This is a genomic window from Burkholderia sp. S-53 (assembly GCF_025560745.1).
Classification (GTDB): Bacteria; Pseudomonadota; Gammaproteobacteria; order Burkholderiales; family Burkholderiaceae; genus Burkholderia; species Burkholderia pyrrocinia.
In genome coordinates this window covers 3,270,714-3,290,162 of sequence record NZ_CP090484.1, presented here as the reverse complement: position 1 = coordinate 3,290,162, position 19,449 = coordinate 3,270,714, and the positions used below count along the sequence as shown (strand labels likewise).

Sequence of the window (19,449 nt, the reverse complement as noted above, 5' to 3'; positions counted from 1 at the left end):
CGCGAAAAGAAATAAATTTTCATCAGGGTTGTCACCGCTCATCCGTCGCCCACCGATCGCCCGGCCGTCGCACAGCCCCGCTGTACGGGCGTTTGGCACGCAACCGCCGTGCGTCTCCGCGCGCACCGCTCCCCCGTCTATCGGGAAAACCCCGAGCATGTTCGTTCGAATGCAAATTCACGTTGACCGGATTCGAATTCGAACATAGGATGCTCGAAAATGATCAGTCGTCAGATAACATCCGCATCCGACGATCACGGAATGTTCGCTCGAACAGCGTAATTTCGATATAAACCGGCAAAACCGGCGCCCATCAAGATCGGACATCGTATGAATAAGCCGATAAAGCCGGCCTGACCGGACGGCTTGCATGGAACAGGCAGGTGCCGCATGCCCGCCCTGCCCAACAGGAGACAGCAGTGAAAACAGTCAACGCGTTGCGCTGGTGGATCATCGTGCTCGTATGTCTCGGCACGATCCTCAACTACCTCGCACGGAACTCCCTCGCGGTGCTCGCCCCCGAGCTGAAGCAGGTATTCGCGATCTCGACGCAGCAGTATTCGTACATCGTCGGCGCGTTCCAGATCGGCTACACGATCATGCAGCCCGTGTGCGGGTTCATCGTCGACCTGATCGGGCTGCGGCTCGGATTCGCGCTGTTCGCGATGCTGTGGTCGGTGGTCGGCGTCGCGCACGGCTTCGCGTCGGGCTGGCTGTCGCTCGGCATCCTGCGCGGCTTTCTCGGGCTGTTCGAGGCCGCCGCGATTCCGTCGGGGATGAAGGCCGTCGCCGAATGGTTTCCCGATCGCGAGAAATCCGTCGCGGTCGGCTACTTCAATGCGGGCACGTCGCTCGGCGCCGCGATCGCGCCGCCGCTCGTCGTGTTCATCTCGATGCGGTTCGGCTGGCAGTCGGCGTTCATGGTCACCGGCGCACTCGGCTTCGTGTGGGCCGCGCTCTGGTACACGCAATACCGGTCGCCGGCCGATCATCCGCGCATCACGCCGCAGGAACACGCGCTGATCCGCGACGGCCAGGCCACGATGCCGCCGGTGTCGAAGCGCCGCATCCGCGACGTCGTCACCGCGCGGCGCTTCTGGGCCATCGCGCTGCCGCGCTTCTTCGCCGAACCCGCGTGGCAGACCTTCAGCTTCTGGATTCCGCTGTACCTCGCGACCGAGCGCCACATGCCGCTCACGCAGATCGCGATCTTCGCGTGGATGCCGTTTCTCGCGGCCGACGCCGGCGGCATCGCGGGCGGCTATCTGTCGCCGTATCTCGCCAACCGCTTCAAACTGCCGCTCGTGTGGTCGCGCGTCGCCGGCGTCGCGCTGGGCGCCGTGCTGATGCTCGGGCCCGCGATGATCGGTCTCGTGTCGTCGCCGTACACGGCCATCGCGCTGTTCTGCGTCGGCGGCTTCGCGCACCAGATGATCTCCGCGCTCGTCAACACGCTGTCGGCCGACGTGTTCGATTCCGAGGAAGTCGGCACCGCGAGCGGCTTCGCCGGGATGGCCGCGTGGATCGGCGGGCTCGGATTCTCGCTGCTGGTCGGCGCGCTCGCCGACAAGATCGGCTATGCGCCGCTGTTCGCGTGCCTCGGCCTGTTCGACCTCATCGGCGTCACGCTGCTCGCGGTGCTGATCCGCGGGCAGTCGAAGCAGGAACGCCTGCTCGCACGGCACGCCTGACATTCGCTCTCATCGGGAATCGCATTCATGACTTCGCTTCTTCATCCGCCCGTGTTCCGCATCGCCGGCCGGCACGCTAACCGCCTGCTGCTCGCGTCCGACGCGGGCGCGACGCTCGAGATCTTCGTGCTCGAGGACGACATCGTCCGTGTGCGCGTGCTGCCCGACGCGACGGCACGCAACCCGCGCACGTGGTCGATCGCACCGGGCCTCGACGACGTGCCGCTCGACGGGCGCGACCGCGTCGACCTGGACGGTTTCGCGCTGCCGTCCTACAGCCTCGTCGAAGACGACGACGGCCTGCGCATCGAAACCGCGCAGATCCGGCTCGCGGTGCGCTGGCAAGGCGGCCATTGCACGTGGTCGATGCGCGGCGCGGACGGTGCGTGGCGCGTCGCGCTCGCCGACCGCGCGACGCAGGCATACAACTTCGGCTGGTGGGACGATCGCGCGTATCACTACGTCGCCCGCGAGCGCGGCGACAAGGTGTTCGGCCTCGGCGAACGCGCGGGCGACCTCGACCGCACGGGAGCGCGCTTCGAGATGCGCAACATCGACGCGATGGGCTACAGCGCGAAGCACACCGACCCGCTGTACAAGCACATCCCGTTCTACATCACGTGGTCGCCGGACGCGTGCCAGGGGTTCGGGTTGTTCTACGACACGCTGTCGGACTGCTCGTTCGACATGGGCCGCGAGCTCGACAACTATCACGGCCCGTACCGCTACTTCGTCGCCGAGCACGGCGATCTCGACTACTACTTCATTGCATCGCCCGATACGCCGCTCGCGGCCGCGCGCCGCTTCACGTGGCTCACCGGGCGCCCCGCGCGCACGCCGAAATGGGGCCTCGGTTATTCGGGCTCGACGATGAGCTACACCGATGCGCCGGACGCGCAGCAGCAGATGAACCAGTTCGTCGAGCAGTGCGACGCGCACGACATCCTGTGCGACTCGTTCCACCTGTCGTCGGGATATACGTCGATCGGCGCGAAGCGCTACGTGTTCAACTGGAACCGCGACAAGTTTCCCGACGCGAAGGGTTTCGTGAAGCACTACCGCGACCACGGCATCCGCCTGTGCGCGAACATCAAGCCGTGCCTGCTGCGCGACCATCCCGCGTTCGACGAGGCCGCAAAACGCGGGCTGCTGATCCGCTCGGCGTCCGGCGAGCCTGCGTGGGTGCAGTTCTGGGACGAAGTCGGCGCGTATCTCGACTTCACGCAGCCGGACGCATATCGCTGGTGGCGCGAACAGGTCACGTCGGCGTTGCTCGAATACGGGATCGAGTCGACCTGGAACGACAACAACGAATACGAGATCTGGTCGCCCGACGCGATCGCGCACGGCTTCGGCCAGCCGTTCCCCGCGCGCGAGGCGAAGGTGCTGCAGACGATGCTGATGATGCGTGCGTCGCGCGACGCGCAGCGCGCGCATGCGCCGGCGCAGCGGCCGTTCCTGGTGTCGCGCTCCGGCGGCGCCGGCATGCAGCGCTACGTGCAGACCTGGTCCGGCGACAACTACACATCGTGGGAAACGCTGCGCTACAACCTGAAGATGGGCCTCGGGCTTGCGCTGTCGGGCGTGTCGAACATCGGCCACGACATCGGCGGCTTCTCCGGGCCCGCGCCGTCGTCCGAACTCCTGCTGCGCTGGGTGCAGTTCGGCATCTTCATGCCGCGCTTCAGCATCCATTCGTGGAACGACGACGGCACCGTCAACGAACCGTGGATGTATCCGGAGATCGCCGCGCAGGTCGCATCGCTGATCAAGCAGCGCTACCGGCTGCTGCCGTACCTCTATCACCTGCTGTGGCTGTCGACGACGCGCTACGAGCCCGTGCTGCGGCCGACCTTCGCCGATTTCCCCGGCGATGCGCGCTGCTACGACGAGTGCGACGACATGATGCTCGGCGACGCGCTGCTGGTCGCGCCGGTCGTCGATCCCGGCCGCACGGAGCGCACGGTCTACCTGCCGTCGGGCGCGCGCTGGATGTGCTGCGCGAGCGCGCAGTCGTTCGACGGCGGCGCGAGCGTGACGCTGCCCGCGCCGCTCGACACGCCGGTGATGCTGCTGCGTGAAGGCCGCGTGCTGCCGCTGAACGTCGCGGCACAGCATTTCGGCTCGCGCGCCGACACGCGCGGCTTCCTCGTCGCGCCGCCCATCGAGGACGGCGTCGCATACGGCGAATGCGTCGAGGACGACGGCGAGACGGAAGCCTGGCGCGACGGCGAATACGGACTGTGGCGAATCGAGACCGGCCGCGAGGCGTCGGGCGTGCTCGGCGTGTCGGTCCGCTGGGACGGCCGCCCGGCCCGACCGTCCGATCGCGTCGAGATCCTGCTGCCTGCGTCGCTGCAAGGCCCGCTCGCCGTCCGCGGCGCGTGCGTCGAGCAGGACGCGCAGGACGGCGCATGGCGCCGCATCGTCGTCGCATTCGATAACTGACCGCGCACGGCACACCGATCAGGCGGGCCGTTTGCGCGACCCGCCACCCGCGACAGAGGAGGTCTCCGAACCTCCCGCCCCCTTGAAGAAAGATATCTGGAGATCATCAATGAAAGCACCCGTCAATCGCTATGCAATCCTTATTTTATCGGTCGCGTCGCTCGGCGCGACCGCCGCCCATGCACAGAGCAGCGTGACGCTGTACGGCGTCGTCGACGATTCGCTCGCGTACGTGAACAACCAGCTGGGCCACTCGAACATCTACATGCGCGACGGCAACCTGTATGCGTCGAAGTTCGGGCTGCGCGGCGACGAGGATCTCGGCGGCGGCACGCACGCGATCTTCGACCTGCAGTCCGGCTTCAACCTGAACAACGGCGCGCAGGCCGCCGCCGGCACGATATTCAATCGCCAGGCATTCGTCGGGCTGCGCAACGATCACTACGGCACGCTGACGGCCGGCCGCCAGTACACGCCGTACTTCCTGTTCGTCGGCCCGTACGCGTCGAGCAGCTGGCTGACCGGCGCGACGGGTGCGCACCCGGGCGATATCGACGGCCTCGACACGACGATCCGCGTGAACAACTCGGTCACCTATACGTCGCCGACCTTCGCCGGGCTGACCGCGAGCGCGATGTACGCATTCGGCGGCATTGCCGGTGCGACCGGCAAGGGCAACACGTTCAGCGCCGCGCTGCGCTATGCGAACGGGCCGATCGGGATCGCGGCCGGCTACCTGCGCATCAACAGCTCGGGCTCGTCCGCGGGCTTCCTGAACCCGGCCACCGCAGCGTCGGGCAGCTTCGCGGTGTCCGTGCTGAACCAGGGCTACCTGACCGCGAAGGCCATCGAACACGTTGCGGCGGCAGGCAACTACACGCTCGGCAACCTGACGATGGGCGTCAATTATTCGAACGTGAAGTACCTGCCCGGCAACGGCTCCGTATTCACCGACACGGCCGTGTTCAACACCTACGGCGCGCTGGCCGCCTACCGCTTCACGCCGGCGTTCTCGGTGGCCGGCGCATTCGCGTACACGCTCGCGTCGAAGGCGAACGGCGTCGCAAGCGCGGCCCGCTACCAGCAGTATTCGCTGAAGGAGTCGTACAGCCTGTCGAAACGCACGACGCTCTATGCGCTGCAGGCGTACACGCATTCGAGCGGGCAGACGCTCGGCGCGCAAGGCGCCGGCCACATCATCGACGCGGCGCCGATCGTCGGCGATTCGCAGCAGCTCACGCCGTCGACGACGCACGGCCAGTTCGTCGGCATGGCCGGGATCGCCGTCACTTTCTGAGCGCCCCCAGACCTGTCGCTTCGCGCCAGGCCCCCCGAGGGGGTCATCCCCCAAGGGGACTTCCTCCGGGGCGGAAAACTTGGGGCGGCCCAGCGTTTTCTTGAGAACCCGCACGGCAGCGCCTTCAGCGCGCTGCCCGCGGCCCGGACTATGCGCATCGTGCATGCGCCGTCCGGGCGCCCGAGGCCCGGCGCCCGCCGCGCTTTCCACGTCACGCCCACACGCCGCGCGAACCGCGCAGGTTTTCCCGAGCTCCCCGATACCTTACAATTCGTCAGGTTCATCTCTTCTGCATGCCCCTTCTTGCAGTCCTGACACCGCGGTACACTCGACGCACGCCGTATCAGGGTCCGACGCGCCACGTGCGCGCCGGGCGGCGTTGCGCGTCGTTGCGCCCACAACTGGATGCCCGCCATGCCAGAATCCCGCCCCTCGCCCCGCACGACATTCAAGCCGCAGGTCGTCCTGCCCGCGCTCGCGGTGATCGGCGCGCTGCTCGTCGTGTGCGCGTTGCTCCCGAACGAAGCCGGCGCGCTGTTCTCCGCCGGCCAGCAATGGGTCATCGCGCGCTTCGACTGGTTCTACGTGCTGGCCGTCACCGGCTTCCTCGTGTTTCTCGTGCTGATCGCCGCGAGCGACTTCGGCAACATCCGTCTCGGCCCGGACGACGCCGAACCCGAATTCAGCTTCGTATCGTGGACGGCGATGCTGTTCGCGGCCGGCATGGGCATCGGGCTCATGTACTTCGGCGTCGGCGAGCCGATGCAGCACTTCCTGAAACCGCCGACCGTCGACCCCGGCACGCCCGCCGCCGCGCGCGAGGCGATGCTGATGACCTTCTTCCACTGGGGCTTCCATGCGTGGGCGATCTACGGGCTGATGGGGCTCGTGCTCGCGTACTTCGGCTTTCGCTACAACCTGCCGCTGACGTTGCGTTCGGGGCTGTATCCGGTGCTGCGCGAGCGCATCAACGGCTGGATCGGCCACACGGTCGACGCGTTCGCGCTGGTCGGCACCGTCGCCGGCATCGCGACGACGCTCGGCTACGGCGTGATGCAGATCAGCGCGGGCCTGCATACGGTCGCCGGCTGGGATACGGGCAGCAATGCGTTTCGCATCGGGCTCGTCGCGCTCGTCGTGATCCTCGCAGGGCTGTCGGCCGCAAGCGGCCTCGACAAGGGCGTGCGGCGGCTGTCCGAACTGAACCTGCTGCTCGCGTTCCTGCTGCTCGCGTTCGTGGCCGTCGCGGGCCCGACGGCATTCCTGCTGCGCGCGCTCGGCGACAACATCGGCCAGTACCTGTCGAATCTCGTCGACCTGTCGTTCCGCACCTATGCGTATGCGTCGCCGCGCGAGGAAGGCTGGTTCGGCGGCTGGACGATCCTCTACTGGGCGTGGTGGGTGTCGTGGTCGCCGTTCGTCGGCATGTTCATCGCGCGCATCTCGCGCGGCCGCACGATCCGCCAGTTCGTGATCGGCGTGCTGCTCGTGCCGACCGCGTTCAACCTCGTGTGGATGACCGTGTTCGGCAACAGCGCGATCTGGCTCGATACGCACGGCGCGGCCGGCGCGCTCGCGCAGACGGCCACCAGCGTCGATGCGTTGCTGTTCCGCTTCTTCGATTTCCTGCCGTTGTCGCAAGGGCTGTCGATCGCCGCGATCGTGCTGATCGCGGTGTTCTTCGTCACGTCCGCCGATTCGGGTGCGTTCGTGATCGACCAGATCGCGACGCGCGGCAACGCGCACTCGCCTGTCTGGCAACGGCTGTTCTGGGCCGCGCTGCTCGGCGTGACGGCCGCGGTGCTGCTCGTCGCCGGCGGGCTCGGCGCGCTGCAGGCGATGACGCTGATCGCCGCGCTGCCGGTCGCCATCATCATGCTCGCGCTCTGCTACGGGCTGTGGCGCGGGCTCGCGGCCGACCGCGCGCACTATTCGCAGGACATCGCGCCCGCGACCAGCTACTGGACCGGCCAGCACTGGCGCCACCGCCTGACGCACATCCTGCGGCAGACGACCGAGGCCGACGCGCGCCAGTTCGTCGCCGAGACGGTCGAGCCCGCGTTGCGCAAGGTCGCCGACGAACTGCGCGCGAGCGGCGTCGATGCGCACGTGCAGCGCGACGGCGACGACGCCGTGCGGCTCACCGTTCCGACTGCCGAGCACCGAGATTTCGTGTACGGCGTACGCGTGACGGTGAAATCCGCGGCCGCGTTCCTGGTGCGCGAAGCGGCCGAGCCGGAAGCGGCGCGGGCGCACGTGTACGGGATCGTCACGTTCTTCGAGGACGGGCGGCTCGGCTACGACGTCGAATACCTGCGCGGCGACGAAGTGATCGCCGACGTGCTGCGCCAGTACGAACGCTATGTATCGCTCGCGGCCGACAAGCGCACGCATCTGCTGAGCCGCGCGCCGGGGCACGCGACGGAGGCTGAATGAACGCGTACGCCGCAGTCTTTGCTGCACCGCGCCGGTCCGGCACGTTCGACGGAGCCACACGATGAGCGGACTTCTGCAAAGCCGCTCCGCCGACCTCGTCGCGCTCGGCACGCTCGCCGTGCTTTATCTCGGCGGGGCCGGTATCGCGCTGTGGCGGATCCGGGCCGCGGCGCCGCGCGGCAAGCTCTACTGGATCGTCTGCATGGTGCTGCTGGCCGGCGGCGCCATCACGATGGGCGGCAACCTGTCGCCCGCACCGAACAGCGGAGAAATGCCGCCCGGTTTCGCGCTCGGCGTCGAGGCCGTCCTGCTCGGCCTCGTGCTGGTTGCCGGAGGTTGCGCGTGGCTGATGCTGCGCGCGCGCAAACGCTGACGCGCGCACGTCGCGCGGCCTTGTTACGTTGTGCGCGAACGGCAATGCGCATGGCCGGCAGGCGGCCCTTTCCCGATCCGCTTTTTATCGCAATGCGTTACGCGGACGGCGCGCGCGCCGTCACGAGCCAGCATGCCGCGTCGAAGCGCACCTCCGCGCCGTGCACGTAACGCTCGAACGCGGCACGCACCGTGTCGACCACGCACCGCCGCGTCGCGTCGTCCGTCTCCAGCAGCGCGAGCCCGACCGGGCCCAGCCGCGCGATGTAGTCGTTCAGCGCGGGCTCGGGCAACGCGCACGCCATATCGATGGGCTCGATCGCAATGTCGACCCAGCCGCTGTCCGACAGCACCGATGCGATCCGCTGCCGGTCGCCGAACGCGAACTGCCCCGGCGCGCCGGGCCGCCGCGCGGGCAGGTTCGGCAGCAACGGCGCGGCGGCCCGCTCGGCCGTCGTCATGAACGGGTTGTCGGCCGCGCTGCGCCACGCGACGAACCGCATTTGTGCATCCGGCCGCGCCGCGTGCCGCAGATTCGCAAAAGCCCGGACCGGATCGTCGAAGAACATCACACCCAGGCGCGACACGATCAGATCGACGCTCGCGGGCTCGAACGCATGCGTCTGCACGTCCGCGCACACGAAGCGGGCGCGCAGGCCGCCGCGTTCAGCGCGCGCCTGCGCGGCATCGATCATTCGGGCCGAAATGTCGATGCCCGTGCATTGCGCGCTCGCGCCGAGCCGCCGTGCGATCGCGAGCGTGACCGCGCCCGTGCCGCAGCCGACGTCGAGCACGCTGCGCGCGGACGACGCGCCCGCCGCATCGGCGAGCAGCGCCTCGAACGGCGCGAACATCCGGTCGATCGGCGCCTGCGCATCGACCCATGCACGCCCCGACGGGCCGTTCCACAGCGCAGATTGTTCGTCGTTGGGCGGGTTGGTTTCCATCGTCGATTCCCCTTCTGGTTCGTTGATCATGAACCGGACTGTGCTGCTTCAAGCCGGCTTGAGGTCAAGGCCCCGGCCGCGAATACCGGCGCGTCGGCGAGCACCCCGTCGCGTCCCGTTTTTTCACATTTCTTACATTCGCGCTGCGTATCGTTGACGACTTTCCTACGGTGCCTCCCATGCGACGACTCCTCCCGCGCGCACTGCTTGCGCGCTGCGCCCCCCTTGTTGCCCTCGCCGCGCTGTCGGCGTGCTCGAATCACATCGATACGCCGGCCGATCCGGCGAGCGCCGCGATCAACGTCCAGGCCGCATGGGTCGAGATCGGCGACGCGAACCAGGCGATCGCACGCGTCATCACGAACTACACCCCCGCGTCGGCCGGCGATCCGCTGTGTCCGCAACTGACCGTCGACGGCAAGCTGTCGCGCATGACGCTGCGCGCAGGCGCCGCGACCCCGGCCCAGCGGCCGACCGCCAGCGACCCGGCCGATTCGAAGCCGTCGAACTTCCCGGTCTCCGTCTGCGAAACGACGTTGCCGGCCGATGCGCAGGCGGCGAGCGTCGCGGGCCGCACGCTGCCGCTGCCGAAAGCGCAGCCGCAGCGCATCGCGATCATCGCCGACACCGGCTGCCGGATGAAGAAGGCCGACAACGCATGGCAGGCCTGCAACGACGCGACGGTCTGGCCGTTCGACACGATCGCGGCCAGCGTCGCGAAGCTGTCGCCGGACCTGGTCATGCATGTGGGCGACTACCACTATCGCGAGAACGCCTGCCCGCCGGACATCGCCGGTTGCAAGGACAGCCCGTGGGGCTATGGCTGGGATACGTGGCAAGCCGACCTGTTCCGCCCGGCCGCGCCGCTGCTCGCGAAGGCGCCGTGGGTCGTCGTGCGCGGCAATCACGAGGAATGCGCGCGCGCAGGCCAGGGCTGGTTCCGCTTCCTCGATCCGCGCCCGTATTCGGCTGCACGCTCGTGCGACGATCCGGCCAACGACAACAACGCGAACTATTCGGAACCCTATGCGGTATCGCTCGGCGGCGGCTCGCAGGTGATCGTGTTCGACACCGCGAAGGTCGGCCGCACGCCGCTCAAGACGACCGATGCGCAATTCGGCATCTACCAGAAGCAGTTCCAGACGGTGGCCACGCTCGCGTCGAAGGCGGGCATGACGACGACGATCTTCACGAACCATCATCCGATCCTCGCGTTCGCGCCGATCGCCGGCAGCACGCCCGCTCCGGGCAACCTCGCGCTGCAGTCGGTGATGTCGAGCCTCTACGCGCAGGCGTACTACCCGCCGGGCGTACACGTCGCGCTGCACGGTCACGTGCACGACTTCCAGGCGATCAACTTCTCGTCCGGGCACCCGGCGACGATCGTGTCCGGCAACGGCGGCGACAACCTCGACGTCGCACTGCCCGATCCGTTCCCGGCCGGCCTGACGCCGGCACCGGGCGCCGTGATCGAGCGGCTGTCGCACAACAACAGCTTCGGCTTCCTGATCATGGAACGCCGCGCGGCACCCGCGACGGGCTGGGTGTTCCGTGCATATTCGGCCGCAGGCAAGCTGCTCGCATCGTGCAACCAGTCGGGCACGACGCTCGCCTGCGACAAGACGGGGTTCATTGCACCGTGAGTGAAGCAGTTCGATGCGACGGCCGCGTTGCGCGCGGCCGGCAAACGCTGCACACGCTTGCCGCGGCCGTGCTCGCCGGCCTGGCGCTCGCGGCGCACGCCGTGCCGTCCGAAACGGTCCTGCTCCCCGGCGCGCCGCCGTCGCGCGTCGTCGACACGATCGGCAACGGCACGCCGCAGGTGACGGGCAAGATCGACGCGGCCACCGCGCGCTTCGCGCCCGACCCGACGCTCGTCGCGCTCGGCCGCCGGATCTTCTTCGACCCGCGGCTGTCCGAGCCGCGCGGCATGTCGTGCGCGGGCTGCCACGATCCGGGCCGTGCATTCGCACCGACGCTGTCGGCGGCTTCGCTCGCGGGGCCCGGCGTGCCGGAAGGCAGCCGGCCCGGGCGCTTCAGCCAGCGCAATGCGCCGTCGCTGCTCTATGTGCGCTACGTGCCGCGCCGCCACTTCTACCAGGACGACGATGCGCCCGCGCCGTCGCCGTTCGGCGGACTGTTCAGCGATGGCCGCGCGGATACGCTCGCCGAGCAGATCCGCGGGCCGCTGTTCGATCCGAACGAGATGAACAACCGGTCGCCGGCCGCGCTGCTGCGCAAGGTCAATGCGACCGAACTCGCGACCGATCTCGCCGCGCGCTTCGGCGCGCCGGTACGACGCGATCCCGAACAACTCGTGCGCGCGCTGGGTTCGGCCGTCGAGGCCTATCTGCAGAGCGACGAGATGGCGCCGTTCACGTCGCGCTTCGACGCATTCCTGCGCACGCGCAAGCCGCTCGCGCCGGCCGAAATGCGCGGCCTCGCGCTGTTCCGGAATCCGGACAAGGGCAACTGCATGACCTGCCATACGCTGTCGGACACGTCGAGCCGCCCGGAGCGCTCGCTCTTCACCGATTTCGGTTATGACGCGATCGCCGTGCCGCGCAACCGCGCGCTGCCGGCGAACCGCGATCCTCGCCATTTCGACAACGGGCTGTGCGACACCGCGCGGCGCCTGCGCTGGCCCGAGCCGACGCAATGGTGCGGCTACCTTCGCACGCCGGGGCTGCGCAACGTCGCGGTCAAGCAGACGTTCATGCACAACGGCGTGTTCACGACGCTGCGCGACGCGGTCGCGTTCTACAACACGCGCTCGACCGACCCCGGCTTCTGGTATCACGGCGCCACGACGTTCGACGACGTGCCGGCCGCCTATCGCGGCAACATCAACGTCAACTCGACGCCGATGAACCGCCGGCCCGGCACGCCGCCCGCGCTGACCGACGCGGAAATCGACGACATCGTCGCATTCCTCGGCACGCTGACCGACGCGCGTTATACGGGTATCGCCGCGGCCGCCGCCCCTGCTCCCCCCGCCACCCGGATCACCGGATCACCGGATCGCCGGACCGCCGCCCGCCCGCGCCGGCGCGCTGACCCTGGCCGAACGGCCAGCCGCAAGCACGCCCGCTTGCGGTCGCCGCAAACACTGGCTATATTTACAGTACTGTATTTATGAACAGTGAGGTGCGCGATGGAACATCTGGTCCGTATCGTCAACGACACCGATCGCCAAGTGCTGGCATGGCTTCGTGCGCAGGTCGGCGACGCCCGCGTCGAGCGCGCGGCCCGCCAGCTCGGGCATACGCGGAAGCCGTTTCCGTCGGCCGTCTGCCGGTATCTGGGCATGAGCGCGCCGGCCACGCTGCGCCCGGCCGAACGGCCGCGCGCCGCACGCGATTTCTCGGTCGGCGATCGTTACCTGTCGTTGATCCGCCAGCACCTCGCCTCGCACTCGGCCAGCCGCTGACATGGCGGCGTCCGGCCGCCGTGGTGGTACGGCGGGCCTGAACGATCGCGCATGCATGAGCCCGGCCTGCGGCGATGCGGCGTTGTGCCGGCTGTGCGCGAACTTCAGCATTCTCACGCGCGCATGCCAGCGCCCCGCGCTCGTCCACCAAGCCGCATCCCGGGGGCCAGCACCTTGTTGAACGACGGGCAGCAGACCACCGTGCCGTCGCGGTCCCATGCCTTGGCCGCCTCGACCGCCGCAGCCTGCCCGGCACGCGGCGGCCATCGAATCACCGCACGTTCCTGCGATGCTCGACCCACTCGAAGATCGCCATCCCGGCCAGCATCGCGGCAACGAACCCGATCCCCTTGGCCGATCCGAAGCCGATCGCCACGATCGCGGGCCCCGGGCAGAACCCGGCAATCCCCCAGCCGATGCCGAACACGGCACTCCCGGCGACCAGGCGCACGGTGATCGCCCGCAAGGCCGGCAACTGCATCGGCAAGCCGAGCCACGACCGCGTCCGGCGCTTCGCCCACGCGAACGCGAACACGGCCACGCCCGTCGCGCCGGCCATCACGAACGCGAGCGACGGATCCCAGCGGCCCGCCAGGTCGAGAAAGCCGAGCACCTTCTGCGGATTGGCCATGCCCGACACGATGAGGCCGACGCCGAACAGCAGCCCCGCCAGAAACGCGAATCCTGCCTGCATGTCAGCCTCCCAGCACGTGCAACCGCACGAATACGGTCACGAAGCCCGCGATCATGAAAGTCGCGGTCGCGACCACCGAACGCAGCGCGCCGCGCGACATCCCGCATACGCCGTGACCGCTCGTACAGCCGCCCGCGTACCGTGTGCCGAGCCCGACCAGCAGGCCTGCCGCCATCAACTCGGGCCAGTTTGCGTCGACCTGCGGCGTCAGGCCGGCTCCGGCGGCGCGCATCGCGAGCGGTGCGGCGATCAGCCCGGCGACGAATGCGACGCGCCAGTCGCGCTCTCCGGAACCCGCCGCGAACAGGCCGCCGACGATTCCGCTGATGCCGGCAATCCGGCCGTTGAACGCGACGAGCCACGCGGCCGCGAGCCCGATCAGCACACCGCCGGCCAGCGACAGCCATGGCGTGAAATGAAGCGCATCAAGCTGCATCGTGCGTCCCCTGCACGGCCGGGCCGCAGAACTGCTCGTACAGCACGCCCATCACCGCGATCGCGGCCGGGCTGTCGAGCGAATAGTGGATGTTCTTGCCTTCGCGGCGCGTGCGGACCAGCGCGTTGTCACGCAACACGCCGAGTTGCTGCGACAGCGTCGGCTGGCGGATGTCCAGCCTCGTCTCGAGATCGCTGACGCAGCGCTCGCCCTGCGACAGTTCGCAGAGCAGCAGCAGGCGGTCGGGATTCGACAGCACCTTGAGGAGCGCGCAGGCCGATTCGGCGGCTGCGCGCATCTGGTCGGGCTCGGGCAGCCCGGCGGGAAGATCGTTGTTCATCGGTGCAGGACAACACAATTAACGAATCGATATTATATCAACTTATATAATATTGATTCGCGCTGCCGCAAAACCGATAGTCCTGGGCGTTCCTGCGCTCAGGCTTGCTCGCCCGCGATCCCGTCCGCGCTCGATGCGTTCAACGCGCGCGCCGCATCGGCGCGAACCACGCCGAGCGCCAGCACGGCAATCGCCGCGATCACGCACGGCGCCGCGACGACGGCAAACGCGGTCGACGGCGGCACGCCCATCGCCAGCATCGCGCCACCCGCCATCGAGCCGACCACCGACCCGCCTCGGCCGATCCCGTTCGCCCAGCTCACGCCCGTGGTCCGGCACTCGGTCGGATAGAACGCGGCCGACAGCGCATTCGCCCCCACCTGCGAACCCGACACGCAGAAACCGGCCGCGAACACGGCGAGCGCGGCGCCCCATGGCGACGCGGCACACACGCCGATCGCCGCGACGAACACGCTGGCCGCCACATAGCTGCAGGCCAGCACGCGGTGCGGGTCGAAGCGGTCCATCAACCAGCCGAGCACGATCGCGCCGAGCGTGCCGCCGACCTGGAACATCGCGGTCACGCGCGCGGCCGTCTGCAGCGTCGCGCCGGTCGTGCGCAGCAGCGTCGGCAGCCAGCTCGACAGCAGGTAGATCACGAGCAGGCTCATGAAGAACGTGAGCCACAGCAGCAACGTGCCGCGCAGCAGGTCGGCGCCGAACAGGCGGCCGAGCGGCGATCCGGCCGGCTTGCCGGCGGGCGCGATGAACGATGCGTTCGCGAGATGCGGATCCGGCGCGATCCGGCCAAGCATCGCCGCGATCCGCTCGGGTGCCGCCCCGGCGTTGACGAGATAACGCACCGATTCCGGCAGCCGCCACGCGAGCACCGGCAGGAGCAGCAGCGGCGCGGCGCCGCCGACGACGAGCACCGCGCGCCAGCCGTGATGCTCGATCAGCGACGCGGCCGCGAGCCCGCCGAGCGCGGAGCCGATCGTGAAGCCGCAGAACATCGTCGTCACGAGCAGCGAGCGGCGCCGCGCCGGACAGTATTCGGACGTCAGCGTAATCGCATTCGGCATCGCGCCGCCGAGCCCGAGCCCGGTCACGAAGCGCCACGCAATCAGCTCGGTCAATCCGCCCGCACTCGCCGACGCGGCGCTCGCGATGCCGAAGCACGCCACGCACGCGAGCAGCAGGCGCTTGCGGCCGAACCGGTCGCCGAACGGCCCGAACGCCAGCGCGCCGGCCATCAGCCCGGCCAGCCCCGCGCCGAACACGGGCGCGAGCTGCGCGGGCGACAAGCCCCATTCCGCGCGGATGACGGGCGCGATGAAACCGATCGACGCGGTATCGAACCCGTCGATCGCGACGATCAGAAAGCACAGTACGACGATCGCGGCCTGAAACGGCGCAACGCGATGCCGGTCGATCCATTTGCTGACGTCGATGGACAGCGTATCGGCCATGATGGTGTCTCCTCCATGAGGGCGGTCGCGCTTCGTGTCGTTGAAATGCGCGCCGCCGGAATCGGGCTGAAAGCGTGCGTTACGCGACGGGCTTCAGGCAATCTTCCGCGCGCCAGCCGTGCAGCCAGTCGAGCGCGTCGTAGAACTGCGCCTGCGTGTGTCCGACCCAGAGCCCGTTGCGTACCTGCCGCTCGACACCCTTTGCGTGATAGATCCGCCCCATTTCTCGTGCCGAATACAGCACGCGCGCGGTGCGCGGAATCCGCACGCGTTCGTACCGCGCGAACGCGGCCTCGAAATCGCCGTCGGCCTGCGCGACGGCCGCACCGAGCGTCACCGCATCCTCGAGCGCCTGGCACGCGCCCTGCGCGAGGTATTGCGTCATCGGGTGCGCGGCGTCGCCGAGCACCGTCGCGCGGCCGGCGCTCCAGCCCTCGACCGGATCGCGGTCGGCGGTCGCCCAGCGCTTCCACGACGTCGGGCGGTCGAGCATCTGCTTCGGCAACGGATGGACGCCGTCGAAGTACGACAGCACTTCTTCCTTGCTGCCCTCGCGCACGCCCCAGGTCTCCTGCTCGCGGCTGTGGAAGGTGACGACGAGGTTGTATTGCCGCCCGCCGCGCAGCGGATAGTGGACGAGATGGCAATGCGGGCCGGCCCACACGACCGGCGCGTTGATCCGCAGGTCCTCCGGCATGTTGTCGGTGTCGACCACCGCGCGATACACGACGTGCCCCGTCACGCGATGCGCGTCGCCGATCAGCGCCTGACGGATCACGGACTTCACGCCGTCGCAGCCGATCACAGCATCGGCGCGATGGCGTTCGCCGTGCTGGTCGGTCACGGTCACGCCATTGCCGTCCTGTTCGAACCCGCACACCTGTGTGCTCGTCCGGAATTCGATCAGCGGGTGATCCTTGACCGCCTCGTAGATCGACAGGTGAATGTCCGCGCGATGGATCACCGCATACGGATTGCCGAAACGCTCACGGTACGCGACGCCCGTATCGATGCGCACGACCTCGCGCGCATCGACCGCGTCCATCAGTTGCAGCCAGTCGGTGAATACCGCACGGCTGCGTGCGGCCTCGCCGACGCCCAGCGCGTCGAGTGCGTTGAACGCGTTCGCGGCGAGCTGGATTCCCGCGCCGATCTCGCCGATCTGCTCGGCCTGCTCGAGCAGCTTCACGCGGATGCCCTGGCGCGCGAGCGCAAGTGCCGCCGCGAGCCCGCCGATGCCGCCGCCGATCACGAGTACGCGCCGGCCGTTGTTGTTTGTCTCGCCCATGTCTGTCTCCTGCTTTGTGTTACGCGACGTAATCCGGTTGGCGCTGCGGCTGCGCAGCCTCGAAAGCCGGCTCGCGCCGCGCGTGTTCATGAACCGCGAGGCAACGCGGATACGCGCCCAGGTCGCACTCCATCCGCAACGCATTCGCGACCTGCGGCACCAGGCACACGTCGGCCAGTGTCGGCGCGTCGCCGAAGCACCACGGGCCCTCGTCCGCGCGGGCCAGCAGCCGCTCGACGCCGGCCATCCCTTCCGCGATCCAGTGCCGGTACCACGCGGTCTTCTGCTGCGGGGTGACCTTCAGCTCGCTGTCGAGATAGCGCAGCACGCGCAGGTTGTTGACGGGATGGATGTCGCATGCGATCAGCGCCGCCAGTTCCAGCACGCGCGCACGACGGCGCGGTTCGAGCGGAATCAGCCGCGGTTCCGGATGGATTTGGTCGAGGTAATCGAGGATCGCGAGCGACTGGCCGAGACGAAAATCGCCGTCGACCAGCGCGGGCACCGACGCCGACGGGTTCACCTGCGCGACGTAACTGGCGTCGCGCTGCTCGCCGGTGCGGATGTTCACGGGCAGCGTGTCGTACGGCAGCCCTTTCAGCGCAAGCGCGATGCGCACCCGATAGGATGTCGAACTGTTGAAGAAGCTATGCAGTTGCACGATGTGACCTTTCCAGGAAAACGCGTCAGACCACGCGCACGGTCAGTTCGCCGAGCCGCTCGACACCGACCTTCATCACGTCGCCCGCGACCACCGCGCCGACGCCCTCGGGCGTGCCTGTGAAGATCGCGTCGCCCGGTTCGAGGCGGAAGAACTTCGACAGGTCGGCAACCGTCTCCGCGACCGACCAGATCAGGTGCGACACGTCACTCTTCTGCTTCGTCGCACCGTTGACGGTCAGCCACAGGCCGCCCTGCTCGAAATGGCCGGTTTCGCTCGCCGGATGCACGGGCCCGATCGGCGCCGAGCGGTCGAACGCCTTGCCGATCTCCCACGGCCGGCCCATCTCGCGCATCTTCATCTGCAGGTCGCGGCGCGTCATGTCGAGGCCGACCGCATAGCCCCACACGTGTTCGAGCGCGCGCTCGAGCGGGATGTCCGCGCCGCCCTTGCCGATCACCGCGACGAGTTCGGCTTCGTAGTGGTAGTTCTGCGTCTGCGACGGATACGCGAGATCGAGCGTTTCGCCATACGCGACCGGCACGATCGAATCGGCCGGCTTGCAGAAGAAGAACGGCGGCTCGCGATCGGGATCGAAGCCCATTTCGCGTGCGTGGGCCGCGTAGTTGCGGCCGACGCAATAGACGCGGCGTACCGCGAACCGGGCGTCGCTACCGGCGACGGGCAGCGCCACGGGCGCTTCGGGAGGGAAAACGAAAGTCATGAACGGCTCCAGCGCAGGCATGAACGAAGGGGCGCGCGCCGCAGCGACGGCGCACGAAAAACGAATCGATGATGAAACCGGCCGGCGTCAGTCGCGCGCTTCGCGCAACAGGTTCAGCGCGGACAGCACGGGCCGGTCGGAATAGCTGAACAGCACGCTGTCGGACGACGCCGACAGCCGCACGGGCGCCCACGACGGCGCGACGAAGATGTCGTGCGGCTCGAACGCGAACGCGTCGCCGTCAATGTGTGCGGTGCCGCTGCCTTCGACGACGCAGTAGATCGTCGCGTCGGTGCTGCGGTACGTGCGGCCGTCGAAGCCGGCGGGCAGGAACTGCATGAAGGTCGCAATGGTCGGCATCGGCCAGCCGCCCGTAGAAGGGTTCACATAGCGCAGCTTCACGCCGTCCCACGCATCGAGCTCACCGCCCCGGTACAGCGTGTCGAGCGCCTCGCGGGTGCGCGCATACGGATAGCTGAACACCGGCGACGTCGGATCGCTCACGCGATGCCGCACCGGCACCATGTTGTGGCCGAAGCGCGCGAAGCTGTCGCCTTCCGGGCGGCTCACGGGCTGCACGGCTTCCGGGTAGTTTTCCGCGAAGCCCGCGTCGAGGCTCGCGACGAGCGGAATGTCGAGCCCGTCGAGCCACACGACCGGCTCGCCGCCCTCTTCCTCCGGCGGATTGCCGTGGTCGTGCCACGCCCACGACGGCGTGATGATGAAGTCGCCCGGATGCATCGTCGTGCGCTCGCCGTTCACCGCCGTCCACGCGCCGCGCCCTTCGACGATGAAGCGCAGCGCCGACTGCGTATGCCGATGGCTCGGCGCGATCTCGCCCGGCAGGATCAACTGCAGGCCCGCGTACAGGCTCGGCGTCATGCTCGACTTGCCGGGCAGCCCCGGGTTCTCCAGCACCAGCACGCGGCGCACGGCCTCTTCCGCGCTGATCACGCTGCCGGCCTGCATCACGAGATCGCGCACCTGCGCATACTTCCAGATCGCGGCCTGCGCGGCCGGTTGCGGGGATTTCGGCACGAGGTTGTGCAGCGATTCCCACAACGGCGCCAGGCGCTGCTCGGCGATCCTTGCGTAGTAGGCGGCGCGCGGCACGTCCGGATGGCGGGTCGTCATGATGTCTCCTTGGAATCGGCCGATCGGCGTCGGCGCTGTGTCGGGTCAGGTCAGGTCGGGAACCGTGTTGCAGTCCGTTAGC

At 68.5% G+C, this 19,449-nt stretch carries 16 protein-coding genes and 2 pseudogenes; 8 read left to right on the top strand and 10 right to left on the bottom strand.

Annotated elements, in window-relative coordinates; translation table 11 throughout:
- Positions 1-419 precede the first annotated feature (419 nt).
- The 5 genes from LXM88_RS36800 to LXM88_RS36780 all read left to right on the top strand — a co-directional run bounded on the left by LXM88_RS36800 (position 420) and on the right by LXM88_RS36780 (position 8,245).
- The gene (locus LXM88_RS36800; protein ID WP_262544365.1) at positions 420-1,691 is read left to right on the top strand and encodes an MFS transporter; all 1,272 of its coding nucleotides are present in this window, start codon (positions 420-422) and stop codon (positions 1,689-1,691) included.
- Between the two features lie 27 nt (positions 1,692-1,718).
- Entirely contained in the window at positions 1,719-4,139 is a 2,421-nt protein-coding gene (locus LXM88_RS36795) for a glycoside hydrolase family 31 protein (protein WP_262544364.1), read from the top strand.
- A 109-nt stretch (positions 4,140-4,248) separates the two neighbouring features.
- Entirely contained in the window at positions 4,249-5,436 is a 1,188-nt protein-coding gene (locus LXM88_RS36790; RefSeq protein WP_262544363.1) for a porin, read from the top strand.
- Between the two features lie 414 nt (positions 5,437-5,850).
- Positions 5,851-7,872, top strand: coding sequence for a BCCT family transporter (locus LXM88_RS36785; protein ID WP_262544362.1), 2,022 nt, complete (start codon positions 5,851-5,853; stop codon positions 7,870-7,872).
- Positions 7,873-7,933: 61 nt separating this feature from the next.
- On the top strand, positions 7,934-8,245 hold the full coding sequence (locus LXM88_RS36780; protein WP_262544361.1) for a hypothetical protein: 312 nt from the start codon (positions 7,934-7,936) through the stop codon (positions 8,243-8,245).
- Positions 8,246-8,342: 97 nt separating this feature from the next.
- Here LXM88_RS36780 and LXM88_RS36775 read toward each other — a convergent pair whose 3' ends face one another.
- Complete coding sequence (locus LXM88_RS36775) at positions 8,343-9,191, bottom strand: class I SAM-dependent methyltransferase (protein WP_262547100.1); 849 nt, start codon at positions 9,189-9,191, stop codon at positions 8,343-8,345.
- 179 nt (positions 9,192-9,370) lie between these two features.
- On the opposite strand from LXM88_RS36775, the gene LXM88_RS36770 reads away from it, so the two are divergent.
- The 3 genes and pseudogenes from LXM88_RS36770 to LXM88_RS36760 all read left to right on the top strand — a co-directional run bounded on the left by LXM88_RS36770 (position 9,371) and on the right by LXM88_RS36760 (position 12,621).
- A complete protein-coding gene (locus LXM88_RS36770) occupies positions 9,371-10,834 on the top strand; it encodes a metallophosphoesterase family protein (protein ID WP_262544360.1) in 1,464 nt (487 codons plus the stop codon).
- A pseudogene (locus LXM88_RS36765) lies at positions 10,831-12,195 on the top strand (cytochrome-c peroxidase); the annotation flags it as partial. The gene LXM88_RS36770 and the pseudogene LXM88_RS36765, both read left to right, overlap by 4 nt.
- Positions 12,196-12,345: 150 nt before the next feature.
- The gene (locus LXM88_RS36760; protein ID WP_096474593.1) at positions 12,346-12,621 is read left to right on the top strand and encodes a hypothetical protein; all 276 of its coding nucleotides are present in this window, start codon (positions 12,346-12,348) and stop codon (positions 12,619-12,621) included.
- A 63-nt stretch (positions 12,622-12,684) separates the two neighbouring features.
- On the opposite strand, the pseudogene LXM88_RS36755 reads toward LXM88_RS36760, so the two are convergent.
- The 9 genes and pseudogenes from LXM88_RS36755 to gtdA all read right to left on the bottom strand — a co-directional run.
- A pseudogene (locus LXM88_RS36755) lies at positions 12,685-12,860 on the bottom strand (PLP-dependent aminotransferase family protein); the annotation flags it as partial.
- 32 nt (positions 12,861-12,892) lie between these two features.
- Positions 12,893-13,315: a DUF6691 family protein gene (locus tag LXM88_RS36750; RefSeq protein WP_262544358.1), complete on the bottom strand. Its 423-nt coding sequence runs from the start codon at positions 13,313-13,315 to the stop codon at positions 12,893-12,895.
- A 1-nt stretch (position 13,316) separates the two neighbouring features.
- Positions 13,317-13,751, bottom strand: a complete 435-nt coding sequence (locus LXM88_RS36745; RefSeq protein WP_262544357.1) for a YeeE/YedE family protein — start codon at positions 13,749-13,751, stop codon at positions 13,317-13,319.
- Positions 13,741-14,091, bottom strand: coding sequence for an ArsR/SmtB family transcription factor (locus LXM88_RS36740; protein ID WP_262544356.1), 351 nt, complete (start codon positions 14,089-14,091; stop codon positions 13,741-13,743). Before LXM88_RS36740 ends, LXM88_RS36745 begins: the two co-directional genes overlap by 11 nt.
- Before the next feature lie 98 nt (positions 14,092-14,189).
- Positions 14,190-15,560: an MFS transporter gene (locus LXM88_RS36735; RefSeq protein ID WP_262544355.1), complete on the bottom strand. Its 1,371-nt coding sequence runs from the start codon at positions 15,558-15,560 to the stop codon at positions 14,190-14,192.
- A 79-nt stretch (positions 15,561-15,639) separates the two neighbouring features.
- Entirely contained in the window at positions 15,640-16,848 is a 1,209-nt protein-coding gene (locus LXM88_RS36730; RefSeq protein WP_262544354.1) for a 3-hydroxybenzoate 6-monooxygenase, read from the bottom strand.
- A gap of 19 nt (positions 16,849-16,867) precedes the next feature.
- On the bottom strand, positions 16,868-17,509 hold the full coding sequence (maiA, locus tag LXM88_RS36725; RefSeq protein WP_262544353.1) for a maleylacetoacetate isomerase: 642 nt from the start codon (positions 17,507-17,509) through the stop codon (positions 16,868-16,870).
- Between the two features lie 25 nt (positions 17,510-17,534).
- On the bottom strand, positions 17,535-18,233 hold the full coding sequence (locus tag LXM88_RS36720; RefSeq protein WP_262544352.1) for a fumarylacetoacetate hydrolase family protein: 699 nt from the start codon (positions 18,231-18,233) through the stop codon (positions 17,535-17,537).
- Positions 18,234-18,320: 87 nt separating this feature from the next.
- Entirely contained in the window at positions 18,321-19,367 is a 1,047-nt protein-coding gene (gtdA, locus tag LXM88_RS36715; protein WP_262544351.1) for a gentisate 1,2-dioxygenase, read from the bottom strand.
- Positions 19,368-19,449: the final 82 nt, after the last annotated feature.